The organism is Acetobacter malorum (assembly GCF_002153605.1).
Lineage (GTDB): Bacteria > Pseudomonadota > Alphaproteobacteria > Acetobacterales > Acetobacteraceae > Acetobacter > Acetobacter malorum_A.
This window is the reverse complement of the sequence record NZ_JOPG01000027.1, coordinates 77,318-93,415: the sequence shown is the minus strand read 5'-3', so window position 1 is coordinate 93,415 and position 16,098 is coordinate 77,318. Positions and strand designations below refer to the sequence as shown.

Annotated in this window: 15 protein-coding genes; 8 read left to right on the top strand and 7 right to left on the bottom strand. The window is 60.3% G+C overall.

Going from position 1 to position 16,098, the window contains the following annotated elements; translation table 11 throughout:
- On the bottom strand, positions 1 to 982 hold a 982-nt coding region (locus tag HK23_RS11865), incomplete at its 3' end, for a MutS N-terminal domain-containing protein (RefSeq protein WP_475638738.1).
- A 46-nt stretch (positions 983 to 1,028) separates the two neighbouring features.
- Positions 1,029 to 2,975 (bottom strand): tetratricopeptide repeat protein, encoded by a 1,947-nt coding sequence (locus HK23_RS11860; protein ID WP_086654120.1) that lies wholly within the window; start codon positions 2,973 to 2,975, stop codon positions 1,029 to 1,031.
- Positions 2,976 to 3,084: 109 nt separating this feature from the next.
- Here HK23_RS11860 and HK23_RS11855 point away from each other — a divergent pair, with 109 nt between their 5' ends.
- The 7 genes from HK23_RS11855 (at position 3,085) to HK23_RS11825 (ending at position 11,282) form a co-directional block, all read left to right on the top strand.
- Entirely contained in the window at positions 3,085 to 4,590 is a 1,506-nt protein-coding gene (locus tag HK23_RS11855; RefSeq protein WP_086654119.1) for a carboxypeptidase M32, read from the top strand.
- Positions 4,591 to 4,725: 135 nt separating this feature from the next.
- Positions 4,726 to 5,880, top strand: coding sequence for a major royal jelly family protein (locus HK23_RS11850; protein WP_256940176.1), 1,155 nt, complete (start codon positions 4,726 to 4,728; stop codon positions 5,878 to 5,880).
- A gap of 58 nt (positions 5,881 to 5,938) precedes the next feature.
- Complete coding sequence (gene thrC / locus HK23_RS11845; RefSeq protein WP_086654118.1) at positions 5,939 to 7,336, top strand: threonine synthase; 1,398 nt, start codon at positions 5,939 to 5,941, stop codon at positions 7,334 to 7,336.
- A 59-nt stretch (positions 7,337 to 7,395) separates the two neighbouring features.
- The gene (locus HK23_RS11840; protein WP_086654117.1) at positions 7,396 to 8,661 is read left to right on the top strand and encodes a M16 family metallopeptidase; all 1,266 of its coding nucleotides are present in this window, start codon (positions 7,396 to 7,398) and stop codon (positions 8,659 to 8,661) included.
- Positions 8,658 to 9,998, top strand: coding sequence for a TldD/PmbA family protein (locus HK23_RS11835; RefSeq protein ID WP_086654116.1), 1,341 nt, complete (start codon positions 8,658 to 8,660; stop codon positions 9,996 to 9,998). Before HK23_RS11840 ends, HK23_RS11835 begins: the two co-directional genes overlap by 4 nt.
- A gap of 24 nt (positions 9,999 to 10,022) precedes the next feature.
- Positions 10,023 to 11,003: a Tim44 domain-containing protein gene (locus HK23_RS11830; RefSeq protein WP_086654115.1), complete on the top strand. Its 981-nt coding sequence runs from the start codon at positions 10,023 to 10,025 to the stop codon at positions 11,001 to 11,003.
- Between the two features lie 84 nt (positions 11,004 to 11,087).
- Entirely contained in the window at positions 11,088 to 11,282 is a 195-nt protein-coding gene (locus HK23_RS11825; RefSeq protein ID WP_086654114.1) for a hypothetical protein, read from the top strand.
- A gap of 130 nt (positions 11,283 to 11,412) precedes the next feature.
- Here HK23_RS11825 and HK23_RS14595 read toward each other — a convergent pair whose 3' ends face one another.
- The 4 genes from HK23_RS14595 to HK23_RS11810 form a co-directional block, all read right to left on the bottom strand.
- Positions 11,413 to 11,550, bottom strand: coding sequence for a hypothetical protein (locus HK23_RS14595; RefSeq protein ID WP_179193893.1), 138 nt, complete (start codon positions 11,548 to 11,550; stop codon positions 11,413 to 11,415).
- A complete protein-coding gene (locus tag HK23_RS11820; protein WP_086654113.1) occupies positions 11,550 to 12,509 on the bottom strand; it encodes a heme o synthase in 960 nt (319 codons plus the stop codon). The genes HK23_RS14595 and HK23_RS11820 overlap by 1 nt, the downstream gene beginning before the upstream one ends.
- Positions 12,506 to 13,765 carry a cbb3-type cytochrome c oxidase subunit I gene (locus HK23_RS11815; protein WP_086654112.1) on the bottom strand — a complete coding sequence of 420 codons (1,260 nt, stop codon included), beginning with the start codon at positions 13,763 to 13,765 and terminating at the stop codon, positions 12,506 to 12,508. Before HK23_RS11815 ends, HK23_RS11820 begins: the two co-directional genes overlap by 4 nt.
- Positions 13,766 to 13,976: 211 nt before the next feature.
- Positions 13,977 to 14,666 (bottom strand): class I SAM-dependent methyltransferase, encoded by a 690-nt coding sequence (locus HK23_RS11810; protein WP_063907433.1) that lies wholly within the window; start codon positions 14,664 to 14,666, stop codon positions 13,977 to 13,979.
- 153 nt (positions 14,667 to 14,819) lie between these two features.
- Between HK23_RS11810 and HK23_RS11805 the strand changes: the two genes are divergently transcribed.
- Positions 14,820 to 15,032, top strand: a complete 213-nt coding sequence (locus HK23_RS11805; RefSeq protein ID WP_086654111.1) for a hypothetical protein — start codon at positions 14,820 to 14,822, stop codon at positions 15,030 to 15,032.
- A 2-nt stretch (positions 15,033 to 15,034) separates the two neighbouring features.
- On the opposite strand, the gene gshB is transcribed toward HK23_RS11805, so the two are convergent.
- Entirely contained in the window at positions 15,035 to 16,036 is a 1,002-nt protein-coding gene (gene gshB / locus HK23_RS11800; protein WP_086654110.1) for a glutathione synthase, read from the bottom strand.
- Positions 16,037 to 16,098: the final 62 nt, after the last annotated feature.

Below are 16,098 nucleotides of genomic sequence, written 5' to 3'. Positions count from 1 at the left end.
CCGCCAGCGGCGCGCCCAGCCATTCGGCCACCATGCGCGCCCCGGCGGAGGTCACGGTCTGATTCATGGCGGAGAACAGGGTGTGTTCGGTGCCACCATCCCGTGCACGCAGAATATCCAGACTGGCGCGGGTTGCGGGATCAATCCCCAGAATACCGCCTTCCATCTGCGGGCTGGGGTGCGCAAGGCGTGGCAACTTTCCAGCCTGACTGCGCTGCACGTAGTCGACCGCGACAGAGGCTGCGACAGCTTCCTCATCCGTAAAGGTGCCGAACGCATCCACACTGGCAACATCAAACGCGGCGGCCAGACGCTGGCGTGCCGTCTCCACATTCGGGAACAGCACCTCCGGCGCACGCGCGGATTCATGCTCACCCAGAGCCATCTCTGCGGGAGCCAGAATTTCCGCAGGATCGAGACGGCCCAGCAACGCAGCCAGCGCAGCCTGTGTGACGCGGGCTGTTTCAAACAGGCCGGTGGAGACATCAATCCATGCTGCCCCGATCATGCTCTCGGCTTCCGCCGCCTTGCTTTTCCGGCCTCGCCCGTTACCGGCTTCTCCCGCCAGAGCAAGCAGCAGGTTGGAGCGCCCCGGCTCCAGCAATTCATCTTCTGTCAGGGTGCCTGGTGTCACCACCCGCACGACGGCACGGGCCAGCGGACCTTTGGCCGCACCCTTGCCTTTGCGCGGCGCTTCAGTCTGTTCCGCAACCGCCACCCGAAAGCCGCGACGGATCAACCGGGCCAGATAAGCCGAGGCAGCCCCCACCGGCACGCCGCACATCGGGATGGGGTCACCCGCGTGGCTGCCCCGGGCCGTCAGCGCAATATCCAGCGCTGCGGCTGCCGCCGTGGCATCGTCAAAAAACAGCTCGTAAAAATCGCCCATGCGGAAAAACAGCAGGGCTTCAGGATTTTCGGCCTTCAGCGCAAACCATTGCGCCATGGCGGGGGTGGCACCCTCAGGAGAATAACGCGTCATTTCCTTATCATACGGGCGTCACCCGGCTGGGCAACAGGCGTTGCGGTTACATCTTAACAAGTTTGTGCAAAGCCTCAGCCACAGCCCTCACAGGTTCTTCCCACGGGGTATTGCCCTCACCCGGGGCAGACTGAGAAAACAGACGGAGACTCGGATACCACAGGTTCTCTGCCTGCCCGTCTGGCCGCACGCGGGTTGAGCCTTCCGCCCAGCGCCAATCTCCTCCAAAGCGGTTGAGCAACCAGACAGGTTTCCCAAGCAGACCGGCCAGATGCGCAATGACGGTATCGACCGTAATCACCACATCCAGCCCGGCGACCAAACGGGCGGTGCTGAGCATGTCCCCATCCGGTAACGGCACTACAGAAAAGGGCAGCCCTTCCCCCGTATGGTCGCGCTGAAGAGACTGAAACACCACGCCCGGCACATCCGCCAGCGGCGCAAGGCAGGCGGGCGCCATGGAGCGCCGACGATCAAACCGATAACTCGGGTTCCCCGCCCAGCAGAGACCGACCTTGAGTGACGAAACGGCTGACTGAGGCGCATTACCTTCGCCCGGATCACCCAGAGAGACGCTGACTTCACAGCCGGAAAGGCCGCTTCCTGCGTCCGATTCCTTAAATACCTGCATCCACGGATACGGCGCATCCAGCCCGAGCCGGGCCGGCAGACTGAGCAGAGAACAACAGGCCGTTGCCCCGGCAGACCGGGCCGTCTGCCCTTTTTCCAGAAGCGTTACACGCCCGGCACGGACACTCTCCATCTGCGCCACGAGAGCATGTAGTCCCTCCGGCACGGCCAGAAGGATCGGCGCACGCTCCAGAGCTGGTTCGACATACCGCAGGAACTGGAGCGTATCGCCCAGCCCCTGTTCGCCATAAAGCAGAACCGGGGTACCACCCGTGTCTGCTCCATCCCATTGCCGCAACTCTTCTGTGTGGCGCGCAGGCAGCAAACTCTGCCGGGCCTCAAACGCCTGCCAGCCTTCATGAAAGCGGCCTTCCGCCAGCAGGACTGTGCCCAGATTGAACCGGGCCCGCGCCCGATCCTGCTCTGAAGCCTCCCACATCTGTATTTGCCGAAAAAGCGCTTCTGCTTCCTGCCGCCGTCCAAGGTCTGCCAGCACGGTGCCGTAATTCACTGCCAGCCGGGCATCCTGTTTGCGGAGGGCAAGGGCTGCACCCAGTTCCCGCTCGGCCTCATCCAGAGCGCCCAGCGCCATCTGCACCAGCCCCAGATTGGTGCGTGTTTCCGGTGCGTCCGGCGCACGACGCGCCGAGTCCTGCAACACGCTTCGGGCCTGTTCAAAATCGCCTTTGGCAAACAGAGCAGCGCCATAGTTAGCGAGGGCCGCCGCATCCTCCGGGAAAGCGGTAGCCACCACAGCAAAGAACGGCTCAGCCTCCCGCATCCGGCCAGCACGTTCCAGCAACAGGGCGTGCTGGTTGTGCGCAAACACGTTCTCAGGCGCCAGACGCAGTGCTTTTTCTGACGTCTGCAGAGCCTCATCAACGCGCCTATGGCGTGCGAGAAAAGCCGCGAGACTGAGGTGTTTTTCGCAGTCCAGAGGCCGCAAGCGCAACGCGGTGCGCAACGCCACTTCAGCCTCCTGTACACGGCTCTCCGCTTCCAGAATGGCAGCCATGGCCTCATGCGCCCGAGGGTCACGCGGCGTTGTCATCACCGCGACATTGGCCGCCGCACGTGCAGGCTCTGCATGCCCTTGCTCAAGCAATGCGTAAGCCAGTGTGATGTGGAAATGGCCTTCAGGCCGCAGGCCAATCGCCCGCCCGGCCAGAGCAATAGCGGACTGCGCATCGCCCCCGGCGCGAGCCACGCAGGCCATGGCATGCCAGGCCTCGGCGTCTGACGCATCCTCACGCAGGAGCGTGCGCAATATGGTCGCGGCTCGCTCTGCATCCCCGACAGAAAGAAGAGCCAGCGCCTGCTCAACCGATGGCTCCTGTGTCGCCATCCCGTTTCTATGGGGCATGTGCTTTCCTTCGTTCTTTCAAGTCGTCTTCGCAGAGAGTTCCGTCCCGCGAAGGGATGCTCTACCCTACAGGCCAGCATTGCCACCCTACAGGATCAGATCTCAGCTGATGAATAAAGCCTACCAGAGCCTCGAGCGCCATTTTGCCCGTCTGTCCTCCCTCAATGATGCCATCGGCATTCTGTGCTGGGACAAGGAAGTGATCATGCCCCACGGCGCGGCAGAGCGCCGGGCGGAAAATCTGGCCATGCTGGAAGGGCTACGGCACGAAATTCTGACAGCCCCTGAAATGGGAGAGCTGCTGGCAACGGCAGACGCGGGGGATGATCTCTGGCGGCGTGCCAACCTTGCGGAAATGCGCCGCCTGCACACACACGCCACCGCCCTGCCGGGGGATCTGGTGGAAGCCAGCGCACAGGCCACCGCCCGCAGTGAGATGGTATGGCGTGAGGCTCGCCAGAACAGCGACTTTAAAACCTTCCTCCCCTACCAGCAGGAAGTGCTGAACCTCACGCAGCAGATTGCCAAAGCCAAAGGCGAAGCACTGGGGCTTTCCCCGTATGACGCTCTGCTGGACTCGTTTGACCCCGGCACGCGCAAAACAGATATCGACCCGATTTTCAGCCGCCTGAGCACTGAACTGCCCGGCCTGATTGCCGCCGTGCTGGAAAAGCAGAACAGCCTGCCTGCCCCTACCCCGCTGCCCGGTCCGTTTCTGGTGCCGCAGCAGGAAGCGCTGGGCCGTAAGCTGATGCAGCAGCTGGGCTTTGACATGACGCGTGGTCGGCTGGACGTCAGCCTCCACCCCTTCTGCGGAGGAGCCACGCATGATGTGCGTCTGACCACACGCTATGAAGAAGCAGACTTCCTCCCCGCCATGATGGGCGTGCTGCATGAAACCGGGCACGCGCTGTATGACATGGGGCTCCCCGCAGACTGGCTGTCTCAGCCCGTCGGGCAGGCTGGCGGCATGACGCTGCATGAAAGCCAGTCTCTGACCATGGAAATGCAGGTCTGTCGCTCCCGCGCCTTTGTGGAATGGGTCACGCCGCTGCTCCGCACGGAATTCAACATTGCGGAGGGCACACCCGGATGGCAGGCGGACAATCTCCATCGTCTGGTGACGCATGTGGCCCCGGGCTTTATCCGCGTGGATGCGGATGAGGTGACGTATCCTGCGCACATCCTCGTCCGGTATGAGCTGGAAACGGCAATGATCAACGGGGATCTCGCCGTGAAAGACCTGCCCGCCGCATTCAATGACCGACTCCACGCCCTGCTCGGTCTGACTGTCCCGGATGACCGCCGGGGCTGCCTGCAGGACATCCACTGGCCGGAAGGACTGTTTGGCTATTTCCCATGTTACGCCATGGGTGCGCTGGCAGCGGCGCAGATTCGCACCGCCGCCTTCCAGCAGGACAGCCAGATTGCCCCGGCTCTGGCGCAGGGGAATTTTGCCCCGCTCCTGCACTGGCTGCGTACCAACATCCACAACCGCGCCAGCAGCGCCTCCATGCCTGACATCATCAAGGATGCCACCGGCGCACCGCTGGGAGCCGATGCCTGGCAGGCGCATATCCGCCGCCGCTATCTGGACCGCGCTCCGGACGCTTAAAACGTTTGATATAACCGCCTCTTCGCAGGGTTCTGGCGGGCTATGCGAAGAATGCGGTTGTCGATGTCCGTCAAAACGGGGGAGACTGCCCTCATGTTTTCGCCGCACACGCACAGCAAGGCTGCCAGAAATTTCATGATGATCAGACGCACCCGGCCTTTTACGGGGTTTCGCCGCGCCCTCGCTTTGACAACTCTGACAGCAAGCCTTGCCGCTGCCCTGCCCACACCCGCCGCATGGGCGGTGCATATGCCCAAAGTGCCGGAACTTTCGGCCTCGGCCCTCACACCCTTTACGCAGTCTGACAAACAGATCTGGGATGCGGTGGTACCACTGCCCGATGGCCGGATGCTGTTTGAAGCCCCGACATGGATCGGCAACCCCGGCCCGCAGCTTTCCGTCCGCAATACGGATGGCAGCTTTGCCCCTTACCCTGATGCAGACTGGAACGCCGCAGAAGGTGATGCCGCAAAACGGATTGTCGCTGCCGCGGGCGTGACACTTCTGCCGGATGGTACGCTCTGGGTGCTGGATAGTGGCGTGCCCAATCGCAAGGCCCCGGCCGTTGCCCAGCCTAAGCTGATCCATATCGACACCCGGAACAATACCGTGCTGGGCACCATCGCAATCGAGAAAACGGCTCTCCACCCGGACAGCATTCTCTCAGGCGTGGCTGTGCATGAAAACACGGCCTATGTGACGGATTCCGGCGTGGCCGGGGTGCTGGTGGTGGATATTCCCTCTGCTTCCACCCGTCGCTTTCTGGATCGTCATCCGTCTCTGACGGCCACGCGCCCTATTCAGATTCCGGGTGGCACGCTCAACTGGGGGGACGGTCGGGCCGCGGCCATTGATTCCAGCATGATCGCCGTCAGTCCGGATGGCCGCTGGATTGTCATGCAGGCTCCCGGCAACTACCTCTCCCGCGTGGAAACCAGCACCTTTTCCGACCCGGACATTACTCCGGCAGCTATGGAAGAAATTGTTACCCAATGGTACAAAACGCCCTCGCTGGGTGGTATGACCATCGGGCCGGATGGCACGCTCTACTGGTCGGATGTCAGTACCAACAGCATCCTCAGCTACAGCACGGGGCGCATTCCGCGCCGGCTGATTACGGACCCGCGCCTGAACTTTCCCGGCACACCCGGTCTGGATGCGCACGGACACCTGTTTGTGCCCGCCATGCAGCTTGACCACGCCGCCGCATTTCAAAACGGTAAAGCGACTGTGACATGGCCTGTTACGGTCTATCAGCTCACACTGCCTACCACCCCGCCTCCAACCTAAGCATACGGATGCAGAAGGCTACTTCGCGCCGTCTCGCATTCAGGGTATAAGTCTGGCCATGCGCTATATCTCGACCCGGGGGAAGGCTCCCGCTCTCTCGTTCTCTGATGTCCTGCTGACTGGCCTTGCCGAAGATGGCGGCCTGTATCTGCCGGAAACATGGCCCAGCTTTTCACTCTCCGAGTGGCAAGCCATGCGGGGTCTGCCGTATCCGGAGCTTGCTGCCCGGATTATGCGGCCGTTTGTCGGGGAGGATATTGACCCCGGCACGCTGCGCAGCCTGTGCGAGAAAGCCTATGCCGGCTTTGACCACCCGGCCATTGTTCCGCTGACGCAGGTGGAAGACGGCCTGTTTGTGCAGGAACTGTTCCACGGCCCGACGCTGGCCTTCAAGGATATGGCCATGCAGCTGCTTGGCCAGCTGTTTGAACATGTGCTGACCGAGCGCAACAGCCATGTGACCATTGTAGGCGCAACCTCTGGCGACACTGGGTCTGCCGCCATTGAGGCCTGCCGCGGGCGGGACCGCCTCTCCGTTGTCATTCTGCATCCCAAGGACCGCACGTCTGAAGTGCAGCGCCGCCAGATGACGACGGTGCTGGAACCCAACGTGACCAATCTGGCCATTGAGGGCACGTTTGACGACTGTCAGGATCTCGTCAAATCCCTGTTTGCGGATATGCCGTTCCGGAAAGAGATGCATCTCTCCGCCGTCAATTCCATCAACTGGGCCCGCATTGCGGCGCAGATTCCTTACTATGTCTATGCCGCACTGAACTTTGGCGCGCCGGAACAGGAAGTCTCCTTCGCGGTGCCCACCGGTAACTTCGGCAATATTCTGGCGGCTTGGGCTGCGCGTAAAATGGGCCTGCCCATCCGCCATCTGTGCGTCGGCTCCAACCGCAATGACATTCTGACCCGCTTCCTGAACGCGAATGACATGACGATGAAGTCCGTCATGCCCAGCCTTTCTCCGTCCATGGATATTCAGGTCTCCTCCAATTTCGAGCGTCTGCTGTTTGAACTGCTTGGGCGTGATGCCGAAGCCTGTGCGCGCATCATGACGAATTTCCGCGCAACCGGGCACATGGATGTTCCGGCGGAAGCATGGGAGACGGCCCGCAGCCTCTTCTCCGGTCTGGCGCTGGACGATGCGGCGACCGAAGCGGAAATCAAAGGCCTGCATGACCGTTCCGGTTATCTGGCTGACCCGCACAGCGCCATCGGCATTGCCGCAGGCCGCCGCTTCCGGGAAGCCGGTGTGCCTATGGTCGCCATGGCGACGGCTCACCCAGCCAAATTCCCGGATGCTATGGTGGCCGCCACCGGCATTCGCCCGGCCCTGCCCGTGCATCTGGCAGACCTCTATTCGCGTGAAGAGCGCTACCGCACCGTTCCGGCCACGGCTGACGCCGTGAAAGATGCCGTGCGTGCGGCGGTACTTTCCAACGCCTGAGACGTTTCAATTTTCCTTCTCTTCAGGCCGCGCTTGCGGCCTTTCTTTTCAGGACAAGAATGACCGATCCGATCCAGCTGACCCGTCTGCCCTCGGGCCTGATTGTTGTGACAGAACGTATGGAGCGCGTCGAAACCGTTTCCTTCGGAGCCTATGTCTCCACCGGTACACGGGATGAAACCGCAGAAGAAAACGGTGTTTCTCACTTCCTTGAGCACATGGCCTTCAAAGGCACAGAGCGCCGTTCTGCTCTGCAGATTGCCGAGGAAATTGAAAATGTGGGCGGCCATATCAACGCCTACACCGCGCGGGAACAGACGGCTTATTACGTCAAGCTGCTAAAAGAAAATCTGGATCTGGGGATTGATATCATTGGCGATATCCTCACCCACTCCACGTTTGACCCGACGGAAATCGAACGCGAACGCGGCGTGATCCTGCAGGAAATCGGTCAGGCCAATGATACGCCGGATGATGTGGTGTTCGACCATTTTCAGGCGACAGCTTACCCGAACCAGCCCATGGGCCGCCCCACGCTCGGCACGGAAGATCTGATCCGCACCATGAGCCGTGAGACGCTGATGCGCTACATGAGCGCGCATTACACCACCAGCAACATGGTTGTGGCGGCTGCGGGCAACCTGCACCATGAAGATGTTGTGCGACAGGTTGAACGGCACTTTGCCGACCTCGGCACGACACCGCTCATCCCCGGCACCCCCTCCATTTATGGCGGTGGGGAATTCCGGCAGGAGAAGGATCTGGATCAGGCCCATGTGGTTCTGGGCTTCCCCTCCGTGGGGTATAATGACCCGGATTACTATGCGGCTCTCATGCTGTCCCTGCTGCTGGGCGGAGGCATGTCCTCCCGCCTGTTCCAGGAAATTCGGGAAAAGCGCGGTCTGGTCTATTCCGTCTATTCTTTCAATGCGCCGTTCCTCGATGGCGGTGTGTTCGGCATTTATGCCGGCACGGGTGAGAAAGAATGTGCGGAACTGGTGCCCGTGACACTGGAAGAACTGAAAAAGGTTCAGAAAAGCGTCGGGAAAGATGAGCTGGCCCGCGCCTGTGCGCAGCTCAAGGCCTCCCTGCTGATGTCTCTGGAAAGCACCGGCAGCCGCTGCGAGCAGATTGCCCGCCAGCTCCAGCTGTTTGGTCGCCTGATCCCGGTGGCAGAAACAGTGGCCCGCGTGGAAGCCGTCACGACGGATGATATCCGCCGTGTTGCGTCCCGCATTTTCACCCAGAAGCCCACTCTGGCAGCACTGGGGCCAGTTAAACACGTCCTGCCTCTGGACACGATTACGGAGAACCTCGCGGCATGAGCGAACAAACCCTCGAAAAGATCTCTGATCTTGTCCGCCGCGCGCGCAACGCCGGAGCGGATGCCGCTGATGCGGTTTTTGTCTCCAGCACCGCACTGGGCGCGGGGGTTCGTAACGGTGTGACGGAAGAGCTGGAACGCTCGGAAACCACAGACCTGGGCCTGCGTGTATTTGCAGGCCAGAAAACCGCCATTGTCTCCACCACCACACTGGACCCGGCCCGCTTTGACGGGCTGATTGAGCAGGCGCTGGCCATGGCCCGCATGCTGCCGGATGATAAATATGCCGGTCTGGCCCCGCAGGCACTCACCGGCATGGTTACCCAGAATACGCTGGACCTGACCGATACTGCGGAACCAGACGCCAATGCTCTTCTGGCCCGCGCCCGTGAGGGCGAAGAAGCCGCTCTGGCCATTGAGGGTGTGACCAACAGTGCAGGCAGCAGTGCCTCTTTTGGCCGCACGGAGGTTATCCTCGTCACCTCGCAGGATTTTGCCGGCACGTACGCCCGCACCCGCCACTCTACCTCTGTCTGCGTTCTGGCTGGCAAGGGTGATGGTATGCAGCGCGATTATGACTATCACGGCACCGTCCATCTGGCTGATCTGGATGACGCCGCAACGCTGGGCCGGAGCGCGGGCCGCAATGCTGTAGCGCGCCTGAACCCAACTCGTCCGCGCACCGGCAAATATCCGGTTGTGTTCCACCCCCGCGTGGCGAACAGCTTTCTGGGGCATCTGGTGGGTGCCATCAGCGGCTCTTCTATTGCGCGCGGCACGTCTTTCCTGAAGGACAAGCTCGGCCAGCAGATTTTTGCCAAAGAGATCACCATCACGGATGACCCGACGCGCCTGCGCGGCCTGCGCTCCCGCCCGTTTGATGGTGAAGCTGTGCAGGGCAAGCCGCTGACGCTGGTTGAAAACGGCGTTTTGCAAAGCTGGATTCTGGATACACGCAGCGCCCGCCACCTTGGCCTGACCAGCAATGGCCGGGCGGCACGCGGCGCTTCCAGCCAGCCCGCGCCCTCCCCGAGCAATCTGGCCTTCCAGCCCGGCAGCGTGTCTCCCGCGGCTCTGATGGCAGATATCAAGGAAGGCGTATTCATCACGGAGATGATGGGTTCTTCCATTAATGGCCTGACGGGCGATTACAGCCGTGGCGCATCGGGCTTTATGATCCGTGATGGTCAGATTGCCGAGGCCGCAGAAGAATTCACGCTGGCAGGCAACCTGCTGGAAATTTTCGCGTCCATGACATTAGCGGACGATTTGCAGTTCCGTTTTGGCAGTGACGCCCCCACATTAAGGGTAGATGCCCTGAGCCTTGCCGGGGCCTAACACCGTCCGGAGAGACCAGACACCGTGAAAAAGCGTTTTCTTACGCCTGTTTTAACCGCTTTTCTGACCATCAGCATGCTTGGTGGCCCGCTGGCGCAGCATGCCGATGCCCGCCCCGGTCAGGGCAGTTCCATGGGCAGCCGTGGCAGCCGGACATGGAGCGCCCCTCCGTCCACTAACACCACGCCCTATGGCGCGGCCCCTATGGACCGCTCCATTACGCCGCGCTCGCCGGCTCCCGGTTACAACGGCTACCCCGGCCAGAGTAATTACGGCGCACCGTTTAACCGGGGCATGGGCACGGCATCACGCCACCCATTCCTGACAGGGTTTGCCGGTGGCATGCTCGGCGCCGGGTTGTTCGGGCTGCTGAGCGGGCACGGCTTTATGGGCGGCGTCCATGGTCTGTTCAGCTTTATCGGGCTGATGATCCAGATCGGGCTGATTGTCATGGTCGTGATGTGGCTGGTCCGCCGCTTTACCGGCAATGGATCCTCCCGCAGCGGCAACTCGGGCTTCCCGCTGAATCAGGGTGCCCCAGGATCTGGTCCCTCTCCCACGCCCGCAGGCTTCCCGGCCAGCGGGAGTTCTTCTCTGGCTATTACCAGTGCGGACTATCAGGCGTTCCAGCAGACCCTGCTGGATATCCAGACCGCGTGGAACCAGCAGAATGTTCCGGCACTCCAGCAAATGGCCACGCCGGAAATGGTCTCCTACTTCAACCAGCAGCTTGCCACGCTGGCCAGTCAGGGTGCCCGCAATGTGGTGTCTGATGTGCACTTCATTCAGGGTGATCTGGCGGAAGCCTGGCAGGAAAGCGGCATGGATTACGCCACGGTTGCCATGCGCTACAGCCTGATTGATCTGACGACCAATGCCACCGGGCAGGTGATTGAAGGCAGTTCGACAGAACCTGTGACAGTCACGGAACTCTGGACCTTCACCCGGCCTTCCCGCGGGGGCCGCTGGTTGCTCTCCGCCATTCAGCAGGGGCGTGGCGCGTAACGCCTCGCTTTTTCCATCAGCCTGCACGGCTCCCCCAAGAGCGTGCAGGCTTTTTTTTGAGCATTTGTTCTCGGGATTAAAGACATGGTGTTTCTGGAAATTGCCGTCGTAGTGCTGGCGGTCTCGGCCTCAGCTTTTGGCGTATTCCTGCATTTCTGGAGCAAGCGCAAAATTGCTGATCTGGAAGCTGATATCCTCAAGCTTCAGGAAAAAGGTGTGAACGTCCAGATGGATAGCCTGCTGCAAACAGCACGCACGCCCGGGCAGAAAGAAGCCTGAGCGGAATCAGCTTTTTTCGGGATTGTAAAATACGCTTTTGAAACTGCGGAGACCGCAGAGACTTAAGCACTCAGCATATTAGACTGCTGACTGACAGGGCAAAAAATGCCCCAGCCGAACGCACTTCTTTTTAGAAGTGCGTAAACGTCAGGCCGTACATGACCCCGACAATAAGCACCATGAAGGCCAGCATGGCACGGAGGCGCTCTTTTTGCCGCCGCTGCTTTTCCGCAATTTCCTGCGGGTTCAGAACGCTAAGATTTTCCATCAGCCTATCCACCCCATCACCATATGGTCGGCCAGCAGCCCGCAGAACAGCAGGAACAGGTAGGCCAGAGAAAAGCGGAACGACAGACGCGCCGCTTTATCGCCATTCAGGCTAATGCCACTTGCATCCTGCGGCTCACGCAGCACGCGCACCGCACAGGCGACAAAGCCCAGCCCCAGCACCAGAGCCGTGCCCGTATAGAGCCAGCCACACAGATGCAGGAAGGATGGCACCAGAGAAACCGCCAGCAACACCAGCGTATAGACAAAGATGTTCCACCGCGTATGCCGCGCGCCTTTGACAACCGGCAGCATCGGAATGCCCGCCCGGCCATAATCCTTGCACGCATACAGGGAGAGCGACCAGAAATGCGGCGGTGTCCAGAAGAACACGATGCCAAACATGACGACCGGCAACACGGCCATGTGGCCAGTTGCGGCGGCCCAGCCGATCATGGGCGGGAAAGCTCCGGCAGCGCCACCAATCACAATATTCTGCGGCGTGGAGCGCTTGAGCCACATGGTGTAAATGACGGAATAGAAGAAGATGGAGAACGCCAGAATACCAGCAGCCAGCGCGTTGGTCGCCATCCACATCAGGCAGACAGACAGACAGGACAGCCCAACGCCATAGGCCAGCGCCTCCTGCGGCGGAATGCGCCCGCCCGGGATAGGCCGGGTAATGGTGCGCTGCATCACGGCATCAATATCGCGGTCATACCACATATTGATGGCCCCGGCGGCACCGGAAGCCATGCAGATACACAGAATAGCCACCGCCGCTACAAACGGGTTCAGATGCCCCGGCGCCATGATCATCCCGGCAGCGCCCGTAAACACCACCAGTGAAATCACGCGCGGCTTGAGAAGCTGCACCCAGTCTTTGGCAGTCGTGCCGACGCGATCCGCCTTGAAGCGAATGCGTCCCGCCGGAGCGTCGGTTGCTACGGTATCGCTCATGACTGCACCGTTCCTTCAGAAGAAGATGCCATGACGGACGGAGTTGAAGCCTCGCTGCCTTCCGTGACTTTCCGGTTCTGTATGAAGCTCATGCCCATGGTGCCCATAAAGCACAGAAGAGACGCGCCCAGCAGCCCCCCGCTCCAGATCTGCGCGGCGGCAGAGAGCGGAGAAAAGGATAGTGCGGTCGCGGCAGCCATCAGGACAAACTGTAAAACCGCCAGAGAACGGGGATACCAATATCCGCCATTTTCTCCACGCCACAGGTAGAGGCCACAGAAAGCCGCATACACAGCACCCAGCTGGAGTGCTGAATGCAGTCCATCGCCCTGCATCAACTGAGCAACCCAGCCCGTAGAGACAACAGCCAGAAAACCAAGTCCCCACAGCATAGGAACCCGCAGGGAAAGACGGCTACGCCATGTGCCAGCCATCCACAGGCCTGCCAGCAGGACAGAAGCCAGCGTGGACGCAAACAGCACAGCATTTTCAGGAGAGGTCAGTGCGCCCATCGGCTGCGTATTGGCAGCCAGCCCGTGTGCAAACACACCCCGCACCCAAGCGATGACAGAAGCGGCAGCCGTTGCCGTCATGATGGCGATAACGGGTTTTTCAGAGAAACGACTAGCCCGCGCTCCAGTCTCGAACACAAGCCCAAAACCAGCGAGCAGCGTGACGAGGGTCACAGGCTCAGAAAAACCATCCAGAAGCGGCAGCATATCGGTTTGAGTGCCGGAGAGCAGCTGATGCGTCATCACGGCAGCCAGAACCGGCACAGTCAGAAGCAGCACGGCAGACGCCAGCATTTCCCCCCAGACAAACGGTGAAAACGGCAGCTTCTGTTCTGTATCAGCGCGGCTATCAAAAATGGTCGCCAGCACGGTCATAACGGCACAGAGCAGGCCCACGCACCAGAGCAAAATGGCCGGAGCCTGCGCCCCGCTCACCACAGCCAGAATGCCGGATATGCCAACCAGCCCGAGCCCTGCATAGTTCAATGCCGGCAAAACCATACCCGCACGCCCGAGCGCTCGTGGCAACCAAAGATTACTGAAGCCACACACTAATGCAGGGATCACAACAAACAGAAGCATCAGCGGTGCATGAATATGTTCCAGAACAGGCCAGACGCCATGATCAGGCATCAGACCAGCCTGACGCAGCACGGAAGCTCCGCCACCAAGCAGTCCTGCCACCGCAGCGACAAGCAGATATCCTGCTCCCACACCTGTAGTCGATGCAGCCTGCTTGCTCATGCTCTTCTTCCCGTTCCGGCTTTTTGCCCGGCAAAGGCCATTTTCCGTAACCTGTACCTTATTCAGACCCCATAGCGCTATGCGCTCTGCGGACTCTGTAAAAAAGGCATAATAACGGTTTTTCGACAGACCGACGACCCGTTAAGTCCCGCGCCGCCGTCTGCCCTGCCTTGTTCAGAAAGAGAGACAAAAGCGGCGGGAGCAGGGAATTTTACGTCCGGTCGAGTGTCACAAGTGTAAACAGACCCAGCGGGGGCACCGGCTGAATCCGTGCACGGGCCAGATCATCCGGCGGCAGCAGGGATTCCATAGCAAAATCCGGATGCCAGCCCAGAGAACGGGACGCACGCGCCATGCCACGTTCCACCGCACCACGAACACCATTAGGTGCCAGAAAGTGGTTTACGAAGAGAATATGGCCACCGGGGCGCACAACGCGCTTGAGTTCACACAGCAATTTGCGCGGATGCGGGACCACAGAAGCCACGAACATGGCCACAGCGATATCGAAAGACGCATCAGCAAAGCTGGTCTCTTCCGCATCCATTTCCAGCAGACCTTCAACGTTGGTCAGATGCTCTCTCTGCACGCGTTCACGCGCACGGGCGAGCATGTCGCCAGACAGGTCAATACCGGTAATCTGTTTGTCCTGAGTGTAACAGGGCAACGCAAGGCCCGTCCCCACACCAACTTCCAGCACCTTGGTGCCCGAGAGCGCGTTGACAGCCTCAACCGCACGCCTGCGGCCAACGCCTGAAATACCGCCAAAGACAGTATCATAGCAGGCAGCCCACCGACGGTAAGCAACTTTTACAGCCTCTGCATCCAGCGCCGAGCGTGAAGGAGGAGGCACCGGATCTTCACCCTGACCGGGCGGGCATTCGTGGAGAACGTCACTCATGTTCTCTCTCTGCCTGCTTGCTGTAATTTCTTCAAGAGCCACAACGCATCTTCCCTGTATTAAATAACGCCCGCCATAAAAGCGCCCTTGTCTTCGGCCCCATTGTGCCCTTACCTTCCGCTCCGAAAGAACGGGTTGAAAAGAAAAACTGCCATGCTGAATCTGGTTATTGCCATCCTTGCGTTCATCATCTGGTCGTCCGTTGTCATTTACTACTTCCGGACACCTCTGATGCACTGGTTTGACAACCGTTTTGGAAAAGATCCCGTCCTGCCTGATCTGGACGGTGACCCGGAACAGCCCCCCGCAGAGAACCATCCCGCATCTTCAGCCTCGCCCGCCCCTCCGGCCGACAAAGCGTCCTGAAATCAGGACGCCTTTCCCGCCAGCTTTGCTTCAATACAATCCCAGATCAGCCCGGCGGCGTTAATGCCGTCAAAGCGTTCCAGTTCCTGAAGCCCCGTCGGGGATGTCACGTTGATTTCCGTCAGGTAATCCCCGATCACATCAATCCCAACAAAAATCAGGCCGTGTTCTTTCAGGAACGGCCCGATCGCGGCACAGATTTCCTCATCACGCGCCGTCAGCCCGACTTTCCGCGCGACACCCCCCACATGCATATTGGAGCGATGGTCCTCACCGGACGGCACCCGGTTGATCGCCCCCACTGGTTTGCCATCCACCAGAATAATCCGCTTATCACCGGCTTTTACCGCAGGCTCATAACGCTGGATCATCAGCGGCTCGCGAGAGCGGGCAAAATGCATTTCCAGCAGCGCGTTCAGATTCTGGTCGTCCTCACGAATACGGAAGATGCCGCTTCCGCCATTCCCGAAAAGCGGCTTGACGATAATATCCCGCCACTTACGGCGGAACGCGCGAATTTCTTCCACATCCCACGTCACCAGTGTTGGCGGCATCAGGCCGGGGAAGTGGGTAACCAGCAGTTTTTCTGGCGAATCCCGCACCCAGCGCGGATCATTCACCACTAGGGCCTTGCCCGGACCGATACCATGCACGTGGTCCAGCAGATGGGTTGCCGTAATATAGGCCATGTCAAAAGGCGGATCCTGGCGCATCAGCACCACGTCCATTTCTCCCAGTGAGCGCCGCTCCACGGGACCAAAGCTGGCATGCCGGCCCTGTTCACGCTGCACGGTCACGGGGCGCACAGCCGCACTTACGCGCGTCCTGACGGCACCACCGGGTTCGGTCACACCTTCACCCAGCGCCATGGAGCCGACTTCATACACAAACAGCGCATGCCCCCGGGCCTGCGCTTCCAGCATCATGGCGAATGTGGAATCACCATCAATATTGATGTGCTCCAGAGGATCCATCTGGACGGCCACATTCAGTGGAGATGACATACGCCCCCGCTTTCCTTTTTTATTACTCTCAGAGCACCGTAATCCCGTTCCGCCCCTCTGTC